This is a genomic window from Methyloversatilis sp. RAC08, from assembly GCF_001713355.1.
In the GTDB taxonomy this organism is placed as follows: Bacteria; Pseudomonadota; Gammaproteobacteria; order Burkholderiales; family Rhodocyclaceae; genus Methyloversatilis.
The window spans coordinates 3,173,568-3,196,409 of the sequence record NZ_CP016448.1 but is presented as its reverse complement, the minus strand read 5'-3'; the positions used below and the strand labels follow the sequence as shown (position 1 = coordinate 3,196,409).

Genomic DNA, 22,842 nt, shown 5'->3' with positions numbered 1-22,842 from the left:
CGAGTTCACGATTTCAGTTCTCCGTATTCGGCATCGGTTGCAATTCCGGTTCCCGTTTCGCTCTTCGATTCGGGCTCCGCTTCCGGTTCCAGCCAGTCCGCATGGCGCCACAGCAGCACGCAGGCGGCCGCCTTGAGCGCCAGCGGCACCAATCCATAGACCGCGGCCAGCGCCAGCCGTGCATCGGCGTCGGTGGCGCCCGGCTGATAGCCGAGCAGGCCGAGCAGCGGCAGCGCGAGGCCGGCCGCCAGCGCCAGGTTCATCTTGGTGACGAAGTTCCACACACCGAAGCTGCCGCCAGCCGACAGCGGCTCATCGCGCCGGCCGACCAGGCCGGCCACCAGCGCCGCCGGCAACGCGAGGTCGGCACCGAGCGCGATGCCCGAAGCTGCGCAGATCAGCATGAAGGCCGTGTCATCGCCCGGGCCGAGCGTGAACGCCCAGGCGAATACCGATATCGCGAGCACCATCGAGGCGGCCCAGCTGCGCGCGCGGCCGTAGCGGTCGGACAGGCGCGTCCACAACGGCAGCGCGAGCACGCCGGCGACGAAATACAGCGCCAGAAAAAGTCCTTCCCGCTCGGCCGCGCCCAGCACGTCGGCGATGAAGAACAACACCAGGGTGGCCGGAATCGCCGACGCGATGCCGTTGAGCGCAAACACCGCGAGCAGGCGGCGGAAGCGCCGGTTCTGCAGCACCTCGCCCAACACGGCACGCAACGGCTCGTGCCGCATCGGCTGCACGCGGCTTGCCTCCGGCACGGCAAACAGCGTGATGACGGCACTCACCGCCAGCAGCGGCAGCCAGTACAGCACCGCCTGCCACAGCCCCTGTGCCGCATCCGGCGACAGCAGTCCCGGCGCGATGGACGCCGCGACGACACCGACCAGCGCACAGCCTTCGCGCACCGCGACCAGCCGGGTCCCCAGCGCCGGCGTCGCCGACAGTTCGGCGCCCCAGGCGTAATAGTTGATGGTGCTGATGCTGTAGCCGGCATAGACCAGCGCCAGCGCACCGATCAGCCAGAAGACCGGGTCGGTGCCTTCAGGCGGGCGCACCAGTGCAAGCAACCCGAGCGCCAGTGGCAGCAGACCCATCCACACCAGCCGGCGGCGACCCCGTGCGCGGTCACTGGCAGCACCGATCAGCGGGTCGACCAGCGCGTCGAGCAGGCGCGCTGCGAACAGCACGATGCCCAGTACCGTCAGCGATACACCGAAGCTGTCGGCGTACAGCTTCGGAATATGTACGTAGATGGGCAGTGCCGCGGCGGCCAGCGGCGCGCCGAGCACGCCATACGCAAACAGGCGCGCCGATCTCAACTGGACGGGAGAGATTCGGCCAGCAGACGGGCGCGCAGCTTCGGCTCGCGGGTGCGGGCATCAAGCCAGATGGCGAAGAAGGCATCGGACAGCGCCTTGTCCTCGATGGCCGGCAATTCGGCACCCTGATGGAAGAAGCGCGCACTTCCGTCCGGCATCTTCACGCCGGTCAGCACGTCGCCGTCCTTCACGTCCGGAAACACGCCCGTCAGAACGTCCTTCCAGCGTGCCAGCCGCTTCTTGTCACGTTCGCCCAGCCGCTTGATCTCGTCGATGCTGGCTTCGGCCAGCTTGTAGCCTTCGAACGAGCGGGCATAGCGGATGCTCAGCGCAAAACCGCCGTCCGGCGAATAGCTGCCACCGCTTGCCCACAAGGAGGCGTCGTACAGCTTGAAGCCGAACCAGCGCATTTCACCCTTGCCCAGCGGTTTCAGATCGGGCAGCAAGTCGCCGGCACCCGCCAGCGGCTGGGCGGACGCGATGCCGGCGACCATCAACAGCAAGACAAGCATTCGGCGCATCAGGTTTTCTCCAGATGGAATTGATGAACGTCGATCGAACCGGCGCGGAAGCCGGCCTCGCAATACGCCAGATAGAAGCGCCACAGCCGCTGGAAGCGACGATCGAAACCCAATGCGCGCAACGCGTCTGTGCGTGCTTCGAAGGTGGCGCGCCAGCGTGCCAGCGTCAGTGCGTAATCAAGACCGAAGCGGAAATCGTCACGGACGTGCAAGCCGACCTTCTCCGCCTGCTGCACGAACACGCTGGGTGACGGCAGCATGCCGCCCGGGAAAATATACTGCTGGATGAAGTCAGTTCCCTTACGGTAACGCGAAAACAGGTCGTCTGCGATGCTGATCGTCTGGATCACCGCCTGCCCACCGGATGCCAGCAGGCTGTCGAGCTTGGCGAAATAGGTCGGCCACCAGCGCTCGCCGACCGCTTCGAGCATTTCGATCGATACGATGTGCGACGCCTTGCCGCGCAGATCCCGGTAATCACGCAACTCGCAGGTTGCGCGGTCGGCGTAGCCGCCGCGCTCGGCGCGCTGTCGCGCCCATGCGAGCTGTGCGGGCGACAGGGTCACGCCATGCACACGCGCACCGGCGCGCTGCGCTGCGACCTCGGCGAAGCCACCCCAGCCGCAACCGATCTCGATCACGCTGTCGTCGGCCGTCAGCCCCATCACGCGTGCGATGCGCTGATACTTCGCGAGCTGCGCCGCTTCCAGGTCGCGCCGGGAGTCGCCTTCGTACAGAGCGCTCGAGTAGGTCATGCTGCCGTCCAGCCACAGACCGTAGAACTCGTTGCCCAGATCGTAGTGGGCAACGATGTTGCGGCGGCTGCCTCGTCGCGTATTCGCACGGCCGAGATGGCGCATGCGCGCAAACACCAGTGCCAGCAGGTTGCCGTGCACCGCGCGCTGCAGCGCGTCGCGGTTCTGCGCAAACAGCGTCAACACGCGGCCGAGTTCGTCGGTATCCCACAGGCCGTCGAACCAGGCTTCGCCAAGACCGATGTCACCACGCGCGATCACGCGGTCGAACACGCCCCAGTCGAGGATGCGCATTTCGACCGGCTGACCCCGGCCGCCGAAGGACACCATCTCTCCGTCCGGCAGAGACATCATCAGCCAGCCGTGCTCGATGCGTTCGAGCAGTTTGAATACATGGCGCGCGGCCGATGGAAGCTTTCCGTGTCGCGCAAGCGCGACCATGGCATCCGGTTGGTTCATCGGGTCAATTCCTGTACTGGAGGAGCCGGTTTTCTGAAAAAGGGCACATTCGCCCGCCACAGGTGAAAAGCCTGGATGTGTATGCGCGCGATCACACCCAGCGTCATCAGCGGGAAAGCCGCCAGCGCACGCCACGCAACGGCGCGGCTCATCGGCACGGCGCGACCTGAGACACGCGTGCGCAGCTGCCGTTCCGTGCCTTCGAAGTAGTCGATCGCGACCGCGTGCTGGGTGCCGCGCAGATCGAAACGGAAGCGATAGCGACCGCTGACCGGAAAGAAGGGCGACACGTGAAACACCTTGCGTGTCTCCAGCCACTCGCCATTCAGGATGGGGCGGCGGTCGTCATGCGACACCAGGTAGGCATGGCGTTCGCCGAAGGTGTTGCTGACCTCGCACAGCACGGCGCGCAAGGCGCCGCCCGTATCGTGACAGAACCAGAAGCTGACCGGGTTGAACACATAGCCGAACAGCCGCGGCATGGTCTGCAGGACCACGTCCCCATCGACGCCGGCCAGCCCCTCCTGCGCCAGCAGGGCGCGTATCCACGGCAGCGGATGGGAGCCGTCGCGAGCGCCGTGATCGCGATAGTGCAGCGACAACGGCGCCCAGCGGTTCAGCGCGAGCATCGGGATTTTCGACTTGCCCAGCGTGTCGAGGCGAAAACGCATGAAGAACAACTGGTAGGCGAAGCGGCGACGGACCCGTGCGGTTCGCTCATGCATGACCGCGCCGCGGCACAGACTGACGTCGCTTGCAGCCATCATGTGGCAAGCACCGGTTCGCTGCGTTGCCAGGGCACATCGGCACCAAGTTGCCGCGACACTCGCACTGCCGACGACAGGCCGTCCTCGTGAAAACCGTAGCCAGTCCAGGCGCCGCAGAACCATATGCGGTCGCGGCCCTGGATCTCGGGCAACCGCTGCTGCGCATCGATCGCCGGGCCATCGAACAACGGGTGTGCGTATTCGATACGTGCGATCACGCGGGCTGGATCAGGTTCGATGAACGGGTTCAGCGTCACCACGACAGGCTGTCTGAACGGCAGCGGCTGCAGCCGGTTCATCAGGTAGGACACGCTGACCGGCCGCTCATCGGGCGCACCTTCACCCGCCAGGTAATTCCACGCAGACCAGACGCGGCGGTTGCGCGGCAACAACTGCGAGTCCGTGTGCAGCACCGCATGGTTGGGCTGATAGCGTATGGCACCAAGCAGCCTCCGTTCCGCCTGCGTCGCAGCGTCGCCCAGCAAGGCCAGCGACTCATCCGAATGGCTGGCCATCACGACCTGATCGAAGCATTGAGACGCGTCGCCCACGTCGATCCACACGCCTTCTTCTGCCCGACGCACACGCGTGACTGCAGCGCCACGCTGCACGTCCGACAACAGCGCAGCCAGCTTTTTCACGTACTCGCGCGAGCCGCCACGCACGGTGAGCCACTGCGGTCGGTCATTCACGCGCAGCAACCCGTGGTTGTGGCAGAACCGGGCAAACGTGGCGAGCGGATAAGCCATCATCGTGCGCGTCGGGCAGGACCAGATCGCCGCCGCCATCGGCAGCAGATACCAGTCCCGGAAGGCCTCGCTGTAACGATGCTTCACCAGGAACTCGCCGAGCGACAGGTGCTCTGCGCTGCCATTGGCTGCCCGCTCGGTCACTTCGCTGTTGAAGCGCATGATGTCCTGCAGCATCCGCCAGAACTTGGGGCGGGCCAGATTCGCCGGCTGCGCGAACACGGTGGCGAGACTGCTGCCGCTCCACTCGATGCCGGAATCCCGCAGGCTGACGCCAAAGCTCATTTCGCTGTCCGCGATGTCCACGCCCAGATGCGCGAACAGACCGCAAAGATGCGGGTAGGTCGCCCGGTTGAACACGATGAAACCCGTATCCACGGGGTGGCATACGCCATCCAGTTCGACGTCCAGTGTGTTCGAATGACCGCCGAGGCGGTCATTCTGTTCGAACAGCGTGACCTGGTGTTCGCGCGAAAGCAGCCATGCGGCTGCGAGCCCGGAAATTCCGGAACCCACGACTGCAATCCTCATAATTCTCCTGGAAACCGAATCGGGTGACCTGCAGCCGGATCATTCCGCTGCACCAAGCGTAACTCTACCTTGACACCACCCACAAACGGAAAATTGACACCCTTTTCAGCGCGTCAGTGCAGCCTCTATGGCAGCAATCATTTCGGGCGATTCCGGCGCTACATTGCTCGGAAACGACGTGATCGTGCTGCCATCTCTGGCGATCAGATACTTGTGAAAATTCCATGCCGGTTCGACGCCGGTCAGGCGCGTAAGGTCGGCGTAAAAGGGATGACGCTGCGCCCCCTTCACGGCTGTCTTCGAGAACATCGGGAACTTGACCCCATAGGTCATGCTGCAGAATTCCGCGATGTCCTTGTCACTGCCCGGTTCCTGATTGCCGAAATCGTTTGACGGAAAGCCGAGCACGGTAAGGCCGCGCGCACCGAAACGTGACTGCAGCTTTTCCAGCCCTTCGTACTGCCGGGTAAAGCCGCAGCGGCTTGCGGTATTGACGACGAGCAACACGCGACCGCTGAATTCGCACAGTGATTTTGGCTTGCCGTCGAGCAGGCCGGGCAGCGATCGGTCAAGCAGTGTGGGACAGGCATCAGCCATGGCGACTCCGGTCGTCAGTGTCAAGGCAGCTGCAATCAGCCAGTCAGCGAGACGCACGACTGGGCTCGCAACAGCGCACCGCCGTTTCGGAAAACGCCGGTGGCAGGAAATGGATGCCCGTCACCGCACGGTGCAGGTGGATGAGCGTTTCATTGGGCGTCGGTTTGTGCGCAGCACCAGCCGGCACGGCCAGCGCAACCTGCGCCGGCTTTGCCGCGGCGGACGGTTCATCAGCACCCGGCATGCGTGCCATGCATGCACTGCTGAAAGCACCCATTCCCGCAAACAACAATCCCGCTACAGCAGTGTGCTTCATGACTGATCCCCCAATTTTGTCCTGGACAAAACTATATGTCACTCTTAATCTAGGGTGCAATGAACGCCGTGTCAATGGTTTGTCCAGGACAATATGAAACATGACACCAACGGATCCGGTCGGATGTCGATCAGTGCCGTCGAACGCGAAACAGGCCTTCCCAAAGACACGTTGCGGGTGTGGGAAAGGCGTTATGGGTTTCCTCAGCCTGTCCGCGATGAAGCGGGTGAGCGTCTGTATACGCAGGAAGACGTCAATCGGTTGCGCCTGATCCGTAGATTGATCGACCAAGGCTGGCGGCCAGGCAAGCTGCTGGCCGCCAGCGAGGCGGATCTGCAGCGGATTGTCGAGGCCGAACGCGAGGCAAGCACGCCGGTCGCGCCGGATGGCGGTGTGCCGACGGATGAGGTACTTGCGGCGATACGGCGCCACGATGTGCCGGCGCTGCGCGGCCTGTTTCAGCGCAGCCTGCTAGAACGCGGGCTGCAGGCGCTGGTGTCGGATCTGGTCGCGCCGCTCAACGTGGTCATCGGCGAAGCCTGGATACGTGGCGAACTCGGCGTACCGGAAGAACATTTCTACACCGAGCAGGTGCAGAGCTTCCTGCGTGGCACCCTCGCCAATTACACCCGTCCGGCTGCGCCGCCGCGCGTCCTTCTGACCACATTGCCGGAGGAAGAGCACGGCCTCGGGCTGCTGATGGTGGAGGTGATGCTGGCCTCCGAAGGCGCGCAATGCTGTTCGCTCGGGCCCCGCATGCCGCTGACCGACATCCGCACGTCGGCCCTGACATCGGCGGCCGACATCGTGGCGCTCTCGTTCAGTGCCGCCTATCCGTTGCGCCAGGCACTTGCCGGCGTTCGCACCCTGCGCGATTCACTGCCGGACACGGTGGATATCTGGGTCGGTGGAGCAGGCGCGCACGAGCGACTGGCAGGCATCCCTGGCGTATCCGTCATCGGTGCCATCCGCAGCGTGCCCGAGGCATTGGCCGAGTGGCGCGCGGCAAGGCTGCCGGATCCACCGATCGCAGCCATCAACTGAGTTCCGGATTCGCCCGGCGAGCGCAAGTCGGCCGGGAATTTCTCCTGAATATGCGCCAGGTACGCCGCTCAGGCCCGATAACGGCCCATTTTTCCGTCTATTTCATTAAACGGCGACTTGCTGAACGTGGTTTGATCTGACCGGTCGTACATGCACAGCATTCATCATGCTGACTTGTGCTCGCGTAAAATGTGGTTTTTCCGAGGAGCCAGCCCATGCTCTACCCCGAACTGTTCAAGTCACTCGAATCCGCCCGCTGGGACATGGACAAGGACGTGCCTTGGGACGGTTTCGATGCGTCGCTGCTGTCGGACGAGCAGGCGCTGACCATCAAGATGAATGCCATCACCGAGTGGTCGGCGCTGCCGGCAACCGAAATGTTCCTGCGCGACAACCGCGACGACTCCGACTTCTGCGCCTTCATGTCAGTGTGGTTCTACGAGGAGCAGAAGCATTCGCTGGTGCTGCTGGAATATTTGCGCCGCTTCCGGCCCGACCTGTCGCCGACCGAGCAGGAACTGCACGAGGTGCGCTTCGAATTCGATCCCGCACCGGCACTGGAAACGCTGATGCTGCATTTCTGCGGCGAAGTCCGGCTGACCCAGTGGTACCGCCGTGCGTCGGAATGGCACACCGAGCCGGTCATCAAGCACATCTACGGCCTGCTGTCGCGCGACGAGGCACGGCATGGTGGCGCCTATCTGAAGTACATGAAGCGCGCGATCGAGCGCACCGGCGACACGGCGCGCGCGGCCTTTTCAAAGATCGGCATGCTGATGGCAGCCAGTGGGCGCGCCGGCAAGCCGCTGCACCCGACCAATCTGCATGTCAGCAAAGACCTTTACCCGCGCGACACCATACAGTCCCGCCTGCCCGACCCTGACTGGCTCGAGCACTGGCTGGACCAGCAGATCCGTTTCGACAAGGATTGCGAAGCGCGCGTCATCGGCGGCATCCTGCGCAATCTCAGTTCGCTGTTCGGCGAAAGTTTCAAGACCATCAGCGACCTGAACCGCTTCCGCAAGCAGTTCGCCACGGCTGCTTGATGCACGGCGGACTACCGGCCTTCGAACGCAAACTGTGCGCGCCGGCCGATCTGTCGGCGCGCGCTGTCGATCTGCCCGGACCTCGGGTATTCACCAACGGTTGCTTCGACATCCTGCATCGCGGTCACGTGACCTGCCTGGCGCAGGCGCGCGCGCTCGGTGGCTCGCTGATCGTGGCATTGAACACCGATGCGTCGGTACGCCAGCTCGGCAAGGGTGATGATCGTCCGGTCAATCCGCTGGAAGACCGCGCAGCCGTGATCGCCGCACTTGAATCGGTCAGCCTGGTCACCTGGTTCGACGCCGATACCCCGCTCGAGCTCATCCTCGCCTGTCGCCCCGAAGTGCTGGTCAAGGGCGGCGACTGGCCGATCGACCGCATCGTCGGCGCGCGCGAAGTGCTCGCTTGGGGCGGCCGGGTCGAATCCATCGCCTTCGAGCACGAGCGCTCGACCAGCGCGCTGCTGCAGAAGATCCGCCGGCTCTGATCGCGTCGGCGGGCGCGCGGCATTGCACCATAACCGTGCATATCGGGGCGCGGCCCTTATCATCCGGCTTCACCGCCTCCTGTGTGCCCGACTCACCGCTCCGATGAAAAGTCTGTCTGAATCCCGCCCTGCCCGCCTGCCGGTGCGGCGCTCGCTGCTCACCTGCTGCGCCGTGCTGTCCTTTTCGGCACTTGCCGCACCCCTCGTCGAAGACACGATGGCGCAGCGCGTGCTCGCCTGTACCGGCTGTCACGGCGCCGAAGGCCGCGCCGGCCCGGACGGCTACTACCCGCGCATCGCCGGAAAGCCGGCCGGCTATCTGCACAATCAGCTGCTGAACTTCCGCGATGGTCGCCGCCAGTACCCCTTGATGTCGGAACTGCTGCAGACGCTCGGCGATGACTACCTGCGCGACATGGCCGACCACTTCGCAGCGCTCGACCTGCCCTACCCGGCCGTGCGTGCCACCGGCCCCAATGCAGCGCTCACCCGCGGCGAAAAACTGGTGCGCGAAGGTGATCCGGCGCGTGACCTGCCAGCTTGCGCCAGCTGCCATGGCGACCCGCTGATGGGTGTGGCGCCCGCGATTCCGGGCCTGATCGGCCTGCCGCGCGACTATCTGGCCGCCCAGCTGAGCGCCTGGAAAAGCGGCATCCGCCAGGCGCATGCGCCGGACTGCATGGCACAGATCGTCAAGCAGCTGAGCGCCGACGACATCGGCGCGGTGTCGCAATGGCTGGCCGCGCAAACGGTGCCGCCTGGCGCCAAGCCTGCGGCCATGCCGGCACGCGAGCTGCCGATACGCTGCGGTGGCGTGCCGGCCTCGCAGACAGCGGATGGAGCCGCACGATGAAGCGCGCTGCACTGATACTTCCGCTGCTCACGCTTCTGGTGGCACTTGCCTGGTGGTCGACCGGTCGTGACGCCGATCCGGACACGCCCCCGGTTGCCGATGCATCCCGCTCCTTCGCGCCGCCGGCCGAACTCGTCGCACGCGGCGAGTATCTGGCGCGCGCCGGCAACTGCATGGCCTGCCACAGCGCGCGCGGCGGCAAGCCCTGGGCCGGCGGGCGCGCCATCGACACCGCGTTCGGCACGTTCTACACCAGCAATCTCACCCCCGACCCCGACACCGGTCTCGGCCGCTGGACGGCCGACGACTTCTGGCGGGCGCTGCACGAAGGTCGCGCGCGCGACGGCCGACTGCTCTACCCGGCCTTTCCCTACACGAGCTACACCCACGTCACGCGCGAAGATTCGGACGCGCTGTGGGCCTATCTGCAAACGCTGCCGGCGACGCAGCAAGCCGGTCGGCCGCACGTGCTGCGCTTCCCGTACGACTCGCAGACTGCGCTGGCCGCCTGGCGGGCGCTGTACTTCAAGCCGGCCGTATTCCAGGCCGACGCGTCGCAATCCGCAGCCTGGAACCGCGGCGCCTATCTGGTGCAAGGGCTCGGCCACTGCAGCGCGTGCCATGCACCACGCAACGCGCTGGGCGCCAGCGAAGACGCGGACAAGCTGGCCGGCGGACTGCTGGCCGGCCAGAACTGGTATGCGCCGTCGCTGGCCTCACCGCACGAGGCGGGCGTGCAGGACTGGAAACGCGACGACGTGATCGCGCTACTGCGCGACGGCGTCACGCGCGACGCATCGGTCGCCGGTCCGATGGCCGAGGTGGTGTACGGCAGCACTCAATATCTGACGGCAAGTGATCTGGACGCGATGGCGACCTATCTGCAGGCCTTGCCTTCGACGTCGTCGATGACCGTCGCCAGCAGGGCCCTCGCGCTCGACGATGCGCAGCGCGTCCGCGCAGCGCAGTTGTATGCCGACCATTGCGCAGGCTGCCATGGCGAAGGCGGTGAAGGCGCAGGCAACTTCTACCCGGCGCTCGACGGCAACCGCGCGGTGACGCTGGACCCGCCGGCCAATCCGCTGCGCATCGTGCTCGGCGGTGGCTTTGCCCCCGCCACGAAAGGCAATCCGCGTCCCTTCGGCATGCCGCCGTTTGCCGCCAGCCTGAGCGACGAAGACATCGCGCTGGTCGTGTCACACATCCGCGGCAGCTGGAGCAATGCCGCAAGCCCGGTCAGCGTGATCGACGTGCAGCGCTACCGCGGCAACCTGCGCTGAGTGCCCGGCGGCACGGACCGAGAAGACGCACACTGCGGGAGCGTTCGCCACTGCATTCGGGATCTGCGCGGCTTAATGGTGACCGAAGTTCAGTGAGAGCAGCCCTTGTGAGAGCTGTTCCTGTGGGAGCTGTTCCTGTGGGAGCTGTTCCTGTGGGAGCTGTTCCTGTGGGAGCTGTTCCTGTGGGAGCTGTTCCTGTGGGAGCTGTTCCTGTGGGAGCGGCGGCCTCGCCGCGATACGCACTCCGCACAACGACGGTCGCTGCACGATCGCGGCGAGGCCGCCGCTCCCACAGGGTGTCCACCCATCGAGGCAAGGCCACCGCTCGCACAGGATCTGTGCTCCGACAGCGATCAGCTGTTGCGGATACGTGCGACCAGGGCATCGGTGTACTGCTTCGTCGTCGCCTTGCCACCCAGATCACCGGTGCGCACGTTGTCGATGTTCAGCGTATCCGACACCGCCTTGCGAATGCGGTCACCCATGTCCTGCAGTTTCACGTGGTCGAGCATCAGCGCGGACGCCAGCACCAGCGCCGTCGGATTGGCGATGCCCTTGCCGGTGATGTCCGGCGCCGAGCCATGCACGGCTTCGAAGATCGCCGCGTCGGCGCCGATGTTCGAACCCGGCGCCATGCCCAGGCCACCGACCAGACCGGCGGTCAGATCGGACAGGATGTCGCCGAACAGGTTGGTGGTCACCAGCACGTCGAACTGCCACGGATTCATCACCAGCTTCATGCAGCAGGCGTCGACGATGACCTGCTCAAACTGGATGCGCCCCTTGTAGCGCTCTTCGTACATCTGTTCGGCGGTCTCCAGGAAGATGCCGGTCAGCGCCTTCATGATGTTGGCCTTGTGCACCACGGTCACCTTCTTGCGGCCGAGCGCGATCGCGTGTTCGAACGCGTATTCGAGGATGTGGCGCGCACCCTGGCGGGTGTTCACGCCGGTCGACATCGCCACCGCGTGCGGGTCGCCCTCGATCGGGATGAAGTGCTCGTAGCCCATGTACAGGCCTTCGAGGTTTTCGCGGCAGACGATCAGATCGATGTTGTCATAGCGACCGCCGGGGATCAGCGTGCGTGCCGGACGGATGTTGGCGTACAGCTTGAAAGCTTCGCGCAGGCGCACATTGATCGAGCGGAAGCCGCCGCCGACCGGTGTTTCCAGCGGTCCTTTCAGGCCAAGCCGGGTGCGGCGGATGCTTTCCAGCGTCGCCTCCGGCAACGGATCGCCATGCGTCTTGAGCGCGCCCATGCCGGCCGGCTGGGTATCCCATTCGAACGGCGCACCGACGGCATCCAGCGCAGCCAGCGCGGCGTCCATGATTTCGGGGCCGATACCGTCGCCGGGTATCAGGGTGGCGGGAATTTTCTGCGCACTCATTCGGGGTCTCCTGTCATGGTTATGCATCGCCGTACGTCAGCGCCGGGTTGGCGCAGCGTCCGGAAATGTGGGAAGGCCGAAGCAAGAAACCTGCCCCGGCAGGGTCTGGCGGCACGTACCGGCAGACCCGATGTTCATGCCGGCGTGACCGGCTCGATGGCGCGCCATACCGTGGCGCCGCCGCTGGCCTTGTCGATCTCCGCCAGCACGCGTTCGTGCTCCGAACGCTCGGCCTCACTCGCCTGCACGCGGCGCAATGCACCGGAAACGCGCGTCGGCGCGGCACTGCGCACTGTTGCGGCATCCGGTTCGAGATCGATGATCAGGCTTTCCTGACCGCGCGTCATCGCCAGATAGACTTCCACCAGCAGTTCGGCATCGCGCAGCGCGCCATGGAATTCACGGTGCGTGTTGTCGATGCCGAAGCGCTCGCACAGTGCATCGAGGTTGGCCCGCTTGCCGGGGAACATGTCGCGCGCCATGCGCACGGTGTCGATCGGCGGGCCGCTGGTGATCGTGCGCAGCAGCGGCAGCCCGATCAGATTCAGTTCGTTGTCGATGAATCCGACGTCGAAGGCGGCGTTGTGGATGACCAGTTCGGCATCGCGCACGAAATCGACGAATTCGGCCGCCACGTCGCGGAATTTCGGCTTGTCGGCAAGAAATTCGGTCGTGATGCCGTGAATGGCGACGGCCCCCTCCGGCACCTCGCGTTCCGGATTGACGAAACGATGAAACTGCCGGCCGGTACGCTTGCGGCCGACCATTTCGACGCAGCCGATTTCGATCAGCCGGTCGCCGTTCTGCCATTCCAGCCCGGTCGTTTCGGTATCGAGGATGATCTGGCGCTTCATGGGAAGGGGAATCTGGAAACAGGTCGGACTGCAGCGCCGCGCATTCTACAGCCAGCCGTCGCGCTTACGCGCCGCGCGCGGGAATCGCGTCGCGCGCGAGCCGGTCGACGCGCTCGTTTTCAGGGTGACCTGCGTGGCCCTTGACCCACTTCCACTCGACTTCATGCACGCGCGCCGCCGCGTCGAGCGCCTGCCACAGGTCGACGTTCTTGACCGGATCGCCGCCAGCCGTCCTCCAGCCCTTGCGCTTCCAGCCGTGTATCCACTCGCTGATGCCCTTCTGCACGTATTGCGAATCGGTGTAGACCACGGCACGCACCGGCTTCTTCAGTGCGTTGAGCGCCTCGATCACCGCCATCAGTTCCATGCGGTTGTTCGTGGTCGCGCGCTCGCCACCCGACAGTTCGCGCTCGACGCCGCCGCACTTGAGCAGCGCGCCCCAGCCGCCCGGGCCCGGGTTGCCGCTGCAGGCACCGTCGGTGTAAATGATCACATCGTCCAAAATCTGCTCCAGGTTCAGGTACCGAACTTGCGGTCCGGCACGGTATTGCGACGGGCGCTGCCGACGCTGGCCACGGCCCGCGCGGCAGCGCGGCGGTCGCTCCATTGCGGCGTGATGAGGCGCATGCCATGCACCCGCTTGACACCCTGCAGCACATAGGCGCCACCCAGAAACGGCCACCAGCGGTCTCCGGCTGATTCGATGAAACTCCAGCGCGCCAGCCATTTTTCGCTGCGTACCGGCGGACGGTAGCAGCCGAAACAGCCCGCCTGCGTGTCCAGGTTGAGCAGCTTGAACCAGTCGCGCAGGCGCGGCACCGACAGCCAGTCGCCATTCCATGGAAAGGGATCGCGTTCCTGCAGGCGCCGCCGTGCGCCCCACAGGCTGAACGGATTGAAGCCGGTCACCAGCACCTGGCCTTCCGGCACCAGCACGCGCTCCACCTCTCGCAGCACAGCGTGCGGGTCGGCAGCAAATTCGAGCACATGCGGCAGCACCACCAGATCGATGCTGGTGGCCGGAAACGGCAGATGCACGGGATCACACACCAGCGCCGGCAACGGGCCGGGGCGCGCATCGTCGCTGTACAGCTTGAACGGCATCCGGTTTGCGCGCAGGTAGTCGTGCTGCAGCAGGCCGATCTGTACCGCGTTGTAACCGAACACATCGGCCACCATTTCGTCGACCTGCGCGTGCTCCCAACGCTGGACATACTGTCCCTGCGGGGTATCCAGCCATTCGTGCAAACCAGGAATCGACATGTTTTACGGGGCGGTGGATCGTCATGCGTGACGCCGACACATTGTCATTGCGTCAGCGTCACGCCAGAATCGGGCGCATGAAGATATATCCGATACCCGCGTTTGGCGACAATTATCTTTGGCTGGTCGCAAACGGAACGCGCGCGCTGGCGGTCGACCCGGGTGACGCCAACCCGGTGCTCGCCGCACTCGAACGCCACCGCCTCACGCTGGACACCATTCTGATCACCCACCACCACGACGACCACATCGGCGGCGTCGCCGAACTGGTGCGCCGCAGCGGTGCGCGCGTCTATGGCCCGGCCGACGCGCGCATCGCAGACGTGACCGATCCCGTGACCGAAGGCCGGCGCCTGGACCTGCCCTGGCTCGGTACGGCCCTCAGCGTGCTCGAAGTGCCGGGCCACACGCGCAGCCACATCGCCTGGTATGGCGGCGATGCGCTGTTCTGCGGCGACACGCTGTTCGCCGCCGGCTGCGGGCGGCTGTTCGAAGGCACGGCGGAACAGATGTGGCACTCGCTGTCGCGCATCGCCTCGCTGCCACTGCACACGCGCATCTACTGTGCGCACGAGTACACCGAATCCAATCTGCGCTTCGCGCTGGCGGTCGAACCGGACAACCAGGCGCTGATCGCCCGCGCACGGCGCGTCGCGAAACTCAGAGCCGCCGATCAGCCCAGCGTACCGTTCGCACTGGCCGAAGAACTGGCGACCAACCCCTTCCTGCGCGTGCGCGAAGCGGCAGTCATCCGCGCGGCCGAAGCACACGCCGGCCGCAGATTGAACAGTCCGGTCGAGGTGTTCGCGATACTTCGGGAGTGGAAAAACGCTTTTTGACGAGGCGTCGTCGCCGCAAATCACTCCACGGCGACTTCCGGCACCTTGTAGCCGACGCGGTCACGACCGCCGGCCTTGGCGGAATAGAGCGCGAAGTCGGCCTCTGCGAGCAGGCTTTGCGGACCGCCGCTTTCCTGCCCGGGTGTCGTGCTGGCGACGCCGACACTGATGGTCAGCTTGCCGCCCGGCACCGCACGATGTTCGATGCCGAGCGCGCGGATCGAGTCGCACAAACCCTCGCCGACCCGGCGCGCACCGCTCAGATCCGTTTCCGGCAGCACCAGCGCGAATTCCTCGCCACCGTAGCGCGCCACCAGATCACTCGGTCGGCGCGACACCGCGAGCAAGGCATTGGCGACGCTTTTCAGGCATTCGTCGCCGGCGATGTGACCGTAGGTGTCGTTGTACTGCTTGAAGTTGTCCACATCGACCAGTGCCAGCGCGATCGGCCGCTTGTAGCGTGCCGCGCGCCGCCATTCGCGCATGATGGTTTCGTCGAGCTGGCGGCGGTTGGCCAGCCCGGTCAGGCCGTCGAGCGAACTCAGCCGGGTCAATTCCTGATTGGCGGCATCGAGCTTGCGCGTCAGCACCACCAGCGAATAGCGCATCTGAAGGATGCGCTGCATCGCACGTACCTTTGCCGCCAGCACCACTTCGCTGACCGGCTTGAACAGGTAGTCATCTCCGCCGGCGGTGATGCCCTGCACCAGATCGGTATCGGCGGTACGCGCGGTCAGGAAGAGGATGGGCGTCCATTCGCCGGACTGCTCGATGGCGCGGATGCGTCGCGCGACCTCGTAGCCGTCGATGCCCGGCAGCACCACGTCGAGCAGCACGATGTCCGGGTTGTGTTCACGGAAAGCGGCAATGCCGGCTTCGCCGTCGGTGGCGGCAATAGGCAGAATGCCCATTCGTTCGAGATGCTGACTGATGACGGCGAGCCCCGTCTGGGAATCTTCAATGATCAGCGCTTTCATGGACATACCCTTTTTTCCGCATCATAAGCCACGGGCGCGCCGCGCGTGCGGGTGTCTGACGAAACGAAACTATGTGCAACCCATGCGGTCCGTCCGGGGTCTCTTCATCGGTTCTTCAATGCCGGCAGCGTCCGCAATCGGGTTTGACGCTGCATGCTCCGGGTGGCTAGCATTCGGGGTTTGGCTCTTTCGCAGCAATGCCGCTTCTCATCGACTCCCTCCTGCGCCGCGCCGCACTCCTGCTGTCGGGCCTGCTGCTCGCCGGCTGCGCGGCCACCAGCGTGGTCAGCGAGAATTCCGGCGACGCGCCCGTTGCACGGTCATCAGTCAGCACGCCGGATCGCAGCCGGGTGACGAAAAAACCGGGTGACACCAGCCGCACACCGGGCATCAAACCGGGCAAGGCCGAACCCATCCCCTTCCCCGAACCGACCGAAATCGTCCGGGCACCGGAAGATGAAATCAAGCCGGTCGACCTCACCCTGCCGCCGGACGACCTGTGGGAACGCATCCGCAAGGGCTTCGGCATGGCCGACCTCGACCACCCGCTGGTCGCAGAGCACCAGGCCTGGTATCTGAACCGACCCGACTACTTCCGCCGCATGTCCGAACGGGGCCGGCGCTACATGTTCCACATCGTCGAAGAGATCGAGAAGCGCGGTCTGCCGACCGAACTGGCGCTGCTGCCCATGGTGGAAAGCGCCTACAACCCCGAGGCACTGTCGGTGGCCAAGGCGTCCGGTCTGTGGCAGTTCATCCCGTCCACCGGCAAGCTGTACGGACTCGAACAGAACGCGCAGCGCGACGACCGGCGCGACATCGTCGCCTCAACCCAGGCAGCGCTCGAATACCTGCAGAAGATTTACGAAATGCACGGCGACTGGCATCTGGCGCTGGCGTCGTACAACTGGGGCGAAGGTGCGGTCGGGCGCGCCGTGCTGCGCAACCAGGCGGCCGGCCTGCCGACCGACTACGCCTCGCTGAACATGCCGGCCGAAACGCGCCATTACGTACCCAAGCTGCAGGCGCTGAAGAACATCATCGCGCAGCCCGAACTGTTCGGCATCGAACTCGAATCGGTCGAGAACAAACCCTATTTCGCCCAGGTGGCCGAAGCGCCGTCGATGGATCTGGCGACTGCCGCCCGGCTGGCAGACGTGCCATTGGCCGAAATCAAGGCGCTCAATCCGCAGCACAAGCGGCCAGTCATCCGTACCGGCAAGGGCGGCGCGCAGCTGGTGCTGCCGGCGCACGCGGTCGATACCTTCATGGCCAATCTGGACAACCGCAACCCGTCCGCCGCGCCGACCGCCGGCGCGCCCTGGCGCACCTATACGCTGGGGCCGAAGGAAACGCTGGCCACGGTGATCCGCCGCTTCGGCGTCAGCGAATGGCGGCTACGCCGTTTCAACGGCCTGTCACCGACCGTGCGCATCGGCCCGGGCAGCACTTTGCTGGTGCCGGACGAGAACAGCAGCCTGTCGCTGGACGGAGGCAGCGCCGAAGAAGCGCCGCGCCTGGGCGTCGACAAGCCCAAGTACAAGCGCGTGAAGCGCAACGGTCGCTGGGTGAATGTACCGGTCACGCCCGCCACAGGCAGCAAAGCGGTGAAGCCGGCGGTGCAGAAGAAGAAGGTCAGCACCCCGCCAGCACGGAAGACTACGGTGATCCCAGCTGGAAAATCAACGACCGGAAAGTAGCGGTCGGGCTTGCGGCAAGCCGGCGCGGCGACCTGTGGTGGCTGCCCTGTGGTGGCTGCCCTGTGGTGGCTGCCCTGTGGTGGCTGCCCTGTGGTGGCTGCCCTGTGGTGGCTGCCCTGTGGGAGCGGCGGCCTCGCCGCGATACGCACTTTGCATAAAGATAGTCGCGACACAGTCGCGGCGAGGCCGCCGCTCCCACAGGCCGCCGCTCCCACAGGCCTTCGCTCCCGCAGGGCCGCTTGCATGGCTGCTTCAGCGCGCTGCTCACCTGCCGATCTTCACCGCCCGGTTCGCCAATCCGCATTCAGTCCGCGAACCAGCACGCAACGGCCTGACGTCCGTCACGGCTTTCGAGCACCGGCGCATCGGTCTGACAGCGCGCCTGCGCGCGCGGGCAGCGCGGGTGGAAATGGCAGCCTGACGGCGGATCGGCCGGCGACGGCAGGTCGCCCGTCAGCTTCTGCGGCAGGGTTGCGGCGTCGAGGTCGGCACGCGGCACGGCCGAGAGCAAAGCCTTCGTGTAGGGATGGCGCGGCGCGCCGAGCACCTGGTCCACGCTGCCGATCTCGACGATGCGCCCGAGGTACATCACCGCCACCTCGTGCGCGAGGTGTTCGACCACCGCGATGTTGTGCGTGATGAACAGATAGGCCAGCCCCATGTCACGCTGCAGCCGGCCCAGCAGGTTAAGGATCTGCGCCTGCACCGACACGTCGAGCGCCGACGTGGGTTCGTCGCACACGATCAGCGCGGGCTGCACCGCCAGCGAGCGCGCGATGGCGATGCGCTGGCGCTGGCCGCCGGAAAACTCGTGCGGATAACGATCGGCCATGTCGGCACGCAGGCCGACCTGTTCGAGCAGGCGCGTCACCGCCACGCCGTCACCGCGCTGCTGCAGCGCGCCCATGCCTTCACCGATGATTTCGCCGACCCGCATGCGCGGGTTAAGCGACCCGTACGGGTCCTGGAACACCATCTGCATGCGCGCACGCAGGCTGCGCAGCGCGCTTCTCGAAAGGCTGCCGACGTCCTGACCATCGAGGCTCACCGTACCGCCGGTCGGTTCGATCAGACGCAGGATGGCCTTGCCCACCGTGGTCTTGCCGCAGCCGGATTCACCGACCAGCGCCAGCGTGCGACCCGGGCGGATATCGAGCGACACGCCATCGACCGCCCGCACCTGACCGACCACCCGCTGCAGCACGCCGCGACGGATCGGGAAATGCACTTTCAGATCGCGCACCGACAGCAAGGGCGTCTGCCCTGCCTCGATGCCGCCATCGGCCACGACTGGCGTCGCCGCCGTCTCCATCGGCGCAGCGCGCGCCGCCTCCGCCGGGTCGTACAGATGGCAGCGCACGCGCTGGGCCTCGCCCGCCACATGCCAGGCCGGCGCTTCGTCGTGGCAGCGCGACCAGGCCAGCGGGCAGCGGTCGGCGAAACGGCAGCCGGTAAAGACGGTGGTCAGCGGCGGCACCGAACCGGGAATGGTCGCCAGTTCGCCGCGACCGTGGCGCGCGGCATCCGGCAGCGCATCGAACAGCAGTTTCGAGTACGGATGCGCGGGCCGCGTGAAGAAAGCCGCACGCGGTGCCTGTTCGATCAGCTGACCGGCGTACATCACACCGATCTGGTGCGCCATGCGCGCCACCACGCCGAGGTCGTGCGTGATCAGCAGCACCGCCATGCCGCGCTCGCGCTGCAGCCGCGCCAGCAGGTCGAGCACCTGCGCCTGTATCGTCACGTCGAGCGCGGTGGTCGGCTCGTCGGCGATCAACAGGCGCGGCTCGCCAGCCAGCGCCATTGCGATCATCACGCGCTGCTTCATGCCGCCGGAAAACTGGAACGGGTATTCGTCGAGCCGGCGCGCCGCATCGGGAATGCCGACCGCGTCCAGCAGTTCGAGCGCCCGGGCGCGCGCCGGTGCGCCGCGCAGGCCGCGATGGGTGGCCAGCACCTCACCGATCTGCTGCAGCACGGTGAGTACCGGGTTCAGGCTGGTTGCCGGCTCCTGGAAGATCATGGCCATGTCGCTGCCGCGACTTTCGCGCATCTGCGCCTCGGTCAACGTGGTCAGCTCGCGCCCGGCCAGCTTGACCGAACCGCCGGCGATGTAACCGACGTCGGGCAGCAGGCGCATCAGCGCGCCGGCCGTCATCGACTTGCCGCAGCCGGATTCGCCCAGCAGCGCCATGGTTTCGCCGGCACGCACCTCGAAGTCGAGGCCGTCGACCGCGCGCGCAATGCCGGCCGGCGTATCCAGCTCCGCAATCAGGCCGCGCACATCGAGCAGCGGCTCGACCGCCTGTCTCACGTCGGGTCCGCTCATGCTGTCACCTTCTTCACGATGCGCCGCGCGCGCCACTGGAAGCGCGGATCGAAGGCGTCGCGCACTGCATCGGCGAACAGATTGGCCGCCAGCACCAACGCCAGCATCAGCACGAAGGCGGCTGCGAGCGACCACCACACGACCGGCTCGCGCGACAGCTCCAGACGTGCCGCATTGATCATGGTGCCGAAGCTGTTCATCGAACTGTCGACGCCGATGCCGATGTAGGACAGCACCGCTTCCGACAGCACCAGGCCGGAGAAATCCATCACCAGCGCAATCAGCACGATGTGCATCAGGTTGGGCAGGATATGGCGCGCCATGATGCGCGCGTCGCCGACGCCGAAGGCGCGCGCCGCCTGCACGTAATCGAGTTCGCGCAGCTTCAGCGTTTCCGCACGCAGCAGCCGGCACAGGCCGGTCCATGAGGTGAGGCCCAGAATGAAGCAGAGCGCCAGCAGCCGCGCGTCCGCGCGCTCGGCGGCGGTTTCGAACCATTCAGGGTGGGTATCGATGATGACCTGCATCATCAGCACCATGGCAGCGATCAGAAGCACGCCGGGGATGGAGTTCAGCACCGTGTAGAGGTACTGGATCGCGTCGTCCCACCAGCCGCCGCGGAAGCCCGCGATCAGGCCGAGCGCGACCGCCAGCGGCAGCGTCACCAGCGTGGTCAGCGTGCCGATCAGCAGCGCGGTGCGCACCGATTTGAGCGACAGATAGAGCACGTCCTGCCCGACCTTGTCGGTGCCGAACACGTGGTACCCCCCGGACCAGGCCGCGGTGATGCCGCCGATCACGCACAGCACTGCAAGCGTCGCGAACACCGCGCGCCAGGCGATCGGCCGGGTCGCCGCGGTGTCGGGCCGCCATACGGTGCGACACGTGGCGCCGTAGGCGGCGCCGCGCGCGAGCGCCATGCACCCGACTGCCACGCCGACCACCGCCGCCCATAACAGCAGACCGTAAAACGCACCGCTCAGCGCACGGCGCGCGAGATCGCTGTCGCGCCCGGCCACATCGTCAAGGTGCGCACCGCCCCACTTCAGCCGCGGGTAGTCGCGCGTCTGCACGCCGTCGCGCTCCATCGTTTCCTTCGCGAAGGCGTGCGTGGCCAGTGGCGCCGAGTAGGTCTTTTCCTTGTTGAGGCGCAGGTCCGCGACCAGCGCGTCGAGCACCGACAGCACCTCGGGCGCATATTGCGCTTCGGTGCTGCCTTCCTGCGCCGGCAGTCGCGGCTGGTAGTGCAGCGAATCGAGCAGGCCTACGCTGACGAAGGCCGCCAGTATCGTCGCCGACGCCATCGCCACACCGGACTCGCCGACCCGCCGCCACGCGCGGCGCAGGTAGTCCTGCCGCCGGCAGTAGACGGCGAGCGCGATGCAGCCGGCGACCATGGCCCACAGCAGAATGTCGGACCACAACAGGAGCGGTTTGAAATCCATGTCAGCCGTGCCTCGCGGTGCGCCGCGTCACGCAGGCGTCGGGCAGCAGACGGAATGCGCAGGTCGACATCAGTTCAGCCTCACCCGCGGATCGACCAGCGTGTAGGAAATGTCGGTCAGCAGCAGACCGACGATGTAGAGCACCGAGCCGATGAACACCATGGAGCGCACCACGGCGAAGTCCTGCGAGCCGATGGCGTCGATGGTGTAGCTGCCGAGCCCCGGGATGCCGAAGAAGCTTTCGAGCAGCAGCGAACCCATGAACAGCAGCGGAATGACCACCACCACACCGGTCAGGATGGGGATCATCGCGTTCTTCAGCACATGGCGGAACAGCACGCGCAGCTCCGACAGGCCCTTGGCGCGCGCCGTGCGCACGTAGTCCTTGTTGATCTCTTCGAGGAACAGCGTGCGGTACCAGCGTGCCGACGCGCCGATGCCGCCGATCACGCTGATCAGCACCGGAAGGACGAGGAATTTGCCTGCATCCAGCCCGCCGCTGTAGCCGGAGATGGGCACCAGATTCCACACCTTGCTGACCAGATACTGGCCGCCGATGATGTAGAACAAGCCGGATATGGACATCGCCGCCACGCACAGGACGACACCGCCGACATCGAGCGCGGTGTTGCGGAAGAACACCAGCAGCAGCGCAAAACTGACGGTGACGAACAGCCCGAGGATGAAGGTCGGAATCGCGATGGCGAGGCTGGGCCCCATGCGGCTCTTGATTTCGAGGGCGATGTCGCGGCCGTCGTCGGCGCGGCCGAAGTCGAGCGCAAACATGCGCACCGACTTGTCGAACAGGATGGTGTCGGTTGCCTTCGCCACACCCGGCGCGTCAGCGTTCCACACCAGCGGCTTGTCGTAGCCGCGCTCCGCCTTCCACTTCTCGATCGCCTCCGGCGTCACGCGCTTCGCGCCCAGTTGCATGCGCGCGATGTCGTCCGGCGAATTGACGACGAAGAACAGCAGGAAGGTAATCAGATTGACCCCGATCAGGATCGGAATGGCATAGAGCAGCCGGCGGATGATGTAGGCGATCACCGCGCGGCGCCTTCGACTGTGCACCGAAAGCACGCCTGATCAGCGACGTGCCTGAGGGACCGGTGATGGTGGGAGCTGTCCCTGTGGGAGCGGCGGCCTCGCCGCGATCGTGCAGCGATGGTCGCATTGCAAAGTGCGTATCGCGGCGAGGCCGCCGCTCCCACAGGCCGCCGCGCCCACAGGGTCGGTGCCGATCGCGGCGAGGGCGGAGCGGGGGTTTCGGCGAGCACTGCTCGCCGCCCGCGAAGCCGGCTGGCCATGTAGGGCCAGCC

The 22,842-nt window shown here is 65.8% G+C and carries 22 protein-coding genes; 7 read left to right on the top strand and 15 right to left on the bottom strand.

The window, feature by feature from the left end:
* Nucleotides 1-5: 5 nt before the first annotated feature.
* The 7 genes from BSY238_RS14610 to BSY238_RS18565 all read right to left on the bottom strand — a co-directional run bounded on the left by BSY238_RS14610 (nucleotide 6) and on the right by BSY238_RS18565 (nucleotide 5,954).
* On the bottom strand, nucleotides 6-1,322 hold the full coding sequence (locus BSY238_RS14610) for an MFS transporter (RefSeq protein ID WP_069039784.1): 1,317 nt from the start codon (nucleotides 1,320-1,322) through the stop codon (nucleotides 6-8).
* On the bottom strand, nucleotides 1,319-1,843 hold the full coding sequence (locus BSY238_RS14605; RefSeq protein ID WP_069039783.1) for a chalcone isomerase family protein: 525 nt from the start codon (nucleotides 1,841-1,843) through the stop codon (nucleotides 1,319-1,321). Before BSY238_RS14605 ends, BSY238_RS14610 begins: the two co-directional genes overlap by 4 nt.
* On the bottom strand, nucleotides 1,843-3,057 hold the full coding sequence (locus BSY238_RS14600) for an SAM-dependent methyltransferase (protein ID WP_069039782.1): 1,215 nt from the start codon (nucleotides 3,055-3,057) through the stop codon (nucleotides 1,843-1,845). The genes BSY238_RS14605 and BSY238_RS14600 overlap by 1 nt, the downstream gene beginning before the upstream one ends.
* Nucleotides 3,054-3,824: a DUF1365 domain-containing protein gene (locus BSY238_RS14595; RefSeq protein ID WP_069039781.1), complete on the bottom strand. Its 771-nt coding sequence runs from the start codon at nucleotides 3,822-3,824 to the stop codon at nucleotides 3,054-3,056. Before BSY238_RS14595 ends, BSY238_RS14600 begins: the two co-directional genes overlap by 4 nt.
* A complete protein-coding gene (locus BSY238_RS14590; protein WP_069039780.1) occupies nucleotides 3,821-5,104 on the bottom strand; it encodes an NAD(P)/FAD-dependent oxidoreductase in 1,284 nt (427 codons plus the stop codon). The genes BSY238_RS14595 and BSY238_RS14590 overlap by 4 nt, the downstream gene beginning before the upstream one ends.
* 105 nt (nucleotides 5,105-5,209) lie before the next feature.
* Nucleotides 5,210-5,701 (bottom strand): glutathione peroxidase, encoded by a 492-nt coding sequence (locus BSY238_RS14585; protein WP_083224161.1) that lies wholly within the window; start codon nucleotides 5,699-5,701, stop codon nucleotides 5,210-5,212.
* Between the two features lie 43 nt (nucleotides 5,702-5,744).
* The gene (locus BSY238_RS18565; protein WP_069039778.1) at nucleotides 5,745-5,954 is read right to left on the bottom strand and encodes a hypothetical protein; all 210 of its coding nucleotides are present in this window, start codon (nucleotides 5,952-5,954) and stop codon (nucleotides 5,745-5,747) included.
* A gap of 186 nt (nucleotides 5,955-6,140) precedes the next feature.
* Between BSY238_RS18565 and BSY238_RS14575 the strand changes: the two genes are divergently transcribed.
* From BSY238_RS14575 to BSY238_RS14555, 5 genes are all read left to right on the top strand, one after another.
* Complete coding sequence (locus tag BSY238_RS14575) at nucleotides 6,141-7,061, top strand: MerR family transcriptional regulator (RefSeq protein ID WP_223300152.1); 921 nt, start codon at nucleotides 6,141-6,143, stop codon at nucleotides 7,059-7,061.
* 215 nt (nucleotides 7,062-7,276) lie between these two features.
* The gene (locus tag BSY238_RS14570) at nucleotides 7,277-8,107 is read left to right on the top strand and encodes a ferritin (protein WP_069039776.1); all 831 of its coding nucleotides are present in this window, start codon (nucleotides 7,277-7,279) and stop codon (nucleotides 8,105-8,107) included.
* The gene (locus BSY238_RS14565) at nucleotides 8,107-8,595 is read left to right on the top strand and encodes an adenylyltransferase/cytidyltransferase family protein (RefSeq protein WP_069039775.1); all 489 of its coding nucleotides are present in this window, start codon (nucleotides 8,107-8,109) and stop codon (nucleotides 8,593-8,595) included. The genes BSY238_RS14570 and BSY238_RS14565 overlap by 1 nt, the downstream gene beginning before the upstream one ends.
* Nucleotides 8,596-8,698: 103 nt before the next feature.
* On the top strand, nucleotides 8,699-9,448 hold the full coding sequence (locus BSY238_RS14560) for a c-type cytochrome (RefSeq protein WP_069039774.1): 750 nt from the start codon (nucleotides 8,699-8,701) through the stop codon (nucleotides 9,446-9,448).
* The gene (locus BSY238_RS14555; RefSeq protein WP_069039773.1) at nucleotides 9,445-10,728 is read left to right on the top strand and encodes a c-type cytochrome; all 1,284 of its coding nucleotides are present in this window, start codon (nucleotides 9,445-9,447) and stop codon (nucleotides 10,726-10,728) included. The genes BSY238_RS14560 and BSY238_RS14555 overlap by 4 nt, the downstream gene beginning before the upstream one ends.
* 353 nt (nucleotides 10,729-11,081) lie before the next feature.
* On the opposite strand, the gene BSY238_RS14550 is transcribed toward BSY238_RS14555, so the two are convergent.
* The 4 genes from BSY238_RS14550 to BSY238_RS14535 all read right to left on the bottom strand — a co-directional run bounded on the left by BSY238_RS14550 (nucleotide 11,082) and on the right by BSY238_RS14535 (nucleotide 14,233).
* The gene (locus BSY238_RS14550; RefSeq protein WP_069039772.1) at nucleotides 11,082-12,116 is read right to left on the bottom strand and encodes an isocitrate/isopropylmalate dehydrogenase family protein; all 1,035 of its coding nucleotides are present in this window, start codon (nucleotides 12,114-12,116) and stop codon (nucleotides 11,082-11,084) included.
* Nucleotides 12,117-12,250: 134 nt separating this feature from the next.
* Nucleotides 12,251-12,970: a DNA polymerase III subunit epsilon gene (gene dnaQ, locus BSY238_RS14545; protein ID WP_069039771.1), complete on the bottom strand. Its 720-nt coding sequence runs from the start codon at nucleotides 12,968-12,970 to the stop codon at nucleotides 12,251-12,253.
* Between the two features lie 64 nt (nucleotides 12,971-13,034).
* Nucleotides 13,035-13,472: a ribonuclease HI gene (rnhA, locus tag BSY238_RS14540; RefSeq protein ID WP_069039770.1), complete on the bottom strand. Its 438-nt coding sequence runs from the start codon at nucleotides 13,470-13,472 to the stop codon at nucleotides 13,035-13,037.
* 14 nt (nucleotides 13,473-13,486) lie between these two features.
* Nucleotides 13,487-14,233, bottom strand: a complete 747-nt coding sequence (locus BSY238_RS14535; RefSeq protein WP_069039769.1) for a class I SAM-dependent methyltransferase — start codon at nucleotides 14,231-14,233, stop codon at nucleotides 13,487-13,489.
* 77 nt (nucleotides 14,234-14,310) lie between these two features.
* Here BSY238_RS14535 and gloB point away from each other — a divergent pair, with 77 nt between their 5' ends.
* A complete protein-coding gene (gloB, locus tag BSY238_RS14530) occupies nucleotides 14,311-15,072 on the top strand; it encodes a hydroxyacylglutathione hydrolase (protein ID WP_069039768.1) in 762 nt (253 codons plus the stop codon).
* Between the two features lie 20 nt (nucleotides 15,073-15,092).
* On the opposite strand, the gene BSY238_RS14525 is transcribed toward gloB, so the two are convergent.
* Entirely contained in the window at nucleotides 15,093-16,055 is a 963-nt protein-coding gene (locus tag BSY238_RS14525; RefSeq protein ID WP_223300151.1) for a GGDEF domain-containing response regulator, read from the bottom strand.
* 191 nt (nucleotides 16,056-16,246) lie between these two features.
* On the opposite strand from BSY238_RS14525, the gene BSY238_RS14520 reads away from it, so the two are divergent.
* Nucleotides 16,247-17,749, top strand: coding sequence for a transglycosylase SLT domain-containing protein (locus BSY238_RS14520; RefSeq protein ID WP_069039767.1), 1,503 nt, complete (start codon nucleotides 16,247-16,249; stop codon nucleotides 17,747-17,749).
* 304 nt (nucleotides 17,750-18,053) lie between these two features.
* Here the strand turns inward: BSY238_RS14520 and BSY238_RS14515 are convergent, their stop codons facing one another.
* The 3 genes from BSY238_RS14515 to BSY238_RS14505 all read right to left on the bottom strand — a co-directional run bounded on the left by BSY238_RS14515 (nucleotide 18,054) and on the right by BSY238_RS14505 (nucleotide 22,570).
* Nucleotides 18,054-20,078 carry an ABC transporter ATP-binding protein gene (locus tag BSY238_RS14515; RefSeq protein ID WP_069040717.1) on the bottom strand — a complete coding sequence of 675 codons (2,025 nt, stop codon included), beginning with the start codon at nucleotides 20,076-20,078 and terminating at the stop codon, nucleotides 18,054-18,056.
* Nucleotides 20,075-21,523 carry an ABC transporter permease gene (locus tag BSY238_RS14510; RefSeq protein ID WP_069039766.1) on the bottom strand — a complete coding sequence of 483 codons (1,449 nt, stop codon included), beginning with the start codon at nucleotides 21,521-21,523 and terminating at the stop codon, nucleotides 20,075-20,077. The genes BSY238_RS14515 and BSY238_RS14510 overlap by 4 nt, the downstream gene beginning before the upstream one ends.
* Before the next feature lie 69 nt (nucleotides 21,524-21,592).
* On the bottom strand, nucleotides 21,593-22,570 hold the full coding sequence (locus BSY238_RS14505) for an ABC transporter permease (protein ID WP_069039765.1): 978 nt from the start codon (nucleotides 22,568-22,570) through the stop codon (nucleotides 21,593-21,595).
* Nucleotides 22,571-22,842: the final 272 nt, after the last annotated feature.

Coding starts and splice junctions, on each gene's coding strand:
- BSY238_RS14605 (WP_069039783.1), bottom strand. CDS start 1,843: ATGCGCCGAATGCTTGTCTTGCTGTTGATGGTCGCCGGCATCGCGTCC.
- BSY238_RS14600 (WP_069039782.1), bottom strand. CDS start 3,057: ATGAACCAACCGGATGCCATGGTCGCGCTTGCGCGACACGGAAAGCTT.
- BSY238_RS14595 (WP_069039781.1), bottom strand. CDS start 3,824: ATGATGGCTGCAAGCGACGTCAGTCTGTGCCGCGGCGCGGTCATGCAT.
- BSY238_RS14590 (WP_069039780.1), bottom strand. CDS start 5,104: ATGAGGATTGCAGTCGTGGGTTCCGGAATTTCCGGGCTCGCAGCCGCA.
- BSY238_RS14585 (WP_083224161.1), bottom strand. CDS start 5,701: ATGGCTGATGCCTGTCCCACACTGCTTGACCGATCGCTGCCCGGCCTG.
- BSY238_RS18565 (WP_069039778.1), bottom strand. CDS start 5,954: ATGGCACGCATGCCGGGTGCTGATGAACCGTCCGCCGCGGCAAAGCCG.
- BSY238_RS14575 (WP_223300152.1), top strand. CDS start 6,141: ATGTCGATCAGTGCCGTCGAACGCGAAACAGGCCTTCCCAAAGACACG.
- BSY238_RS14570 (WP_069039776.1), top strand. CDS start 7,277: ATGCTCTACCCCGAACTGTTCAAGTCACTCGAATCCGCCCGCTGGGAC.
- BSY238_RS14565 (WP_069039775.1), top strand. CDS start 8,107: ATGCACGGCGGACTACCGGCCTTCGAACGCAAACTGTGCGCGCCGGCC.
- BSY238_RS14560 (WP_069039774.1), top strand. CDS start 8,699: ATGAAAAGTCTGTCTGAATCCCGCCCTGCCCGCCTGCCGGTGCGGCGC.
- BSY238_RS14555 (WP_069039773.1), top strand. CDS start 9,445: ATGAAGCGCGCTGCACTGATACTTCCGCTGCTCACGCTTCTGGTGGCA.
- BSY238_RS14550 (WP_069039772.1), bottom strand. CDS start 12,116: ATGAGTGCGCAGAAAATTCCCGCCACCCTGATACCCGGCGACGGTATC.
- dnaQ (WP_069039771.1), bottom strand. CDS start 12,970: ATGAAGCGCCAGATCATCCTCGATACCGAAACGACCGGGCTGGAATGG.
- BSY238_RS14535 (WP_069039769.1), bottom strand. CDS start 14,233: ATGTCGATTCCTGGTTTGCACGAATGGCTGGATACCCCGCAGGGACAG.
- gloB (WP_069039768.1), top strand. CDS start 14,311: ATGAAGATATATCCGATACCCGCGTTTGGCGACAATTATCTTTGGCTG.
- BSY238_RS14525 (WP_223300151.1), bottom strand. CDS start 16,055: ATGTCCATGAAAGCGCTGATCATTGAAGATTCCCAGACGGGGCTCGCC.
- BSY238_RS14520 (WP_069039767.1), top strand. CDS start 16,247: ATGCCGCTTCTCATCGACTCCCTCCTGCGCCGCGCCGCACTCCTGCTG.
- BSY238_RS14515 (WP_069040717.1), bottom strand. CDS start 20,078: ATGAGCGGACCCGACGTGAGACAGGCGGTCGAGCCGCTGCTCGATGTG.
- BSY238_RS14510 (WP_069039766.1), bottom strand. CDS start 21,523: ATGGATTTCAAACCGCTCCTGTTGTGGTCCGACATTCTGCTGTGGGCC.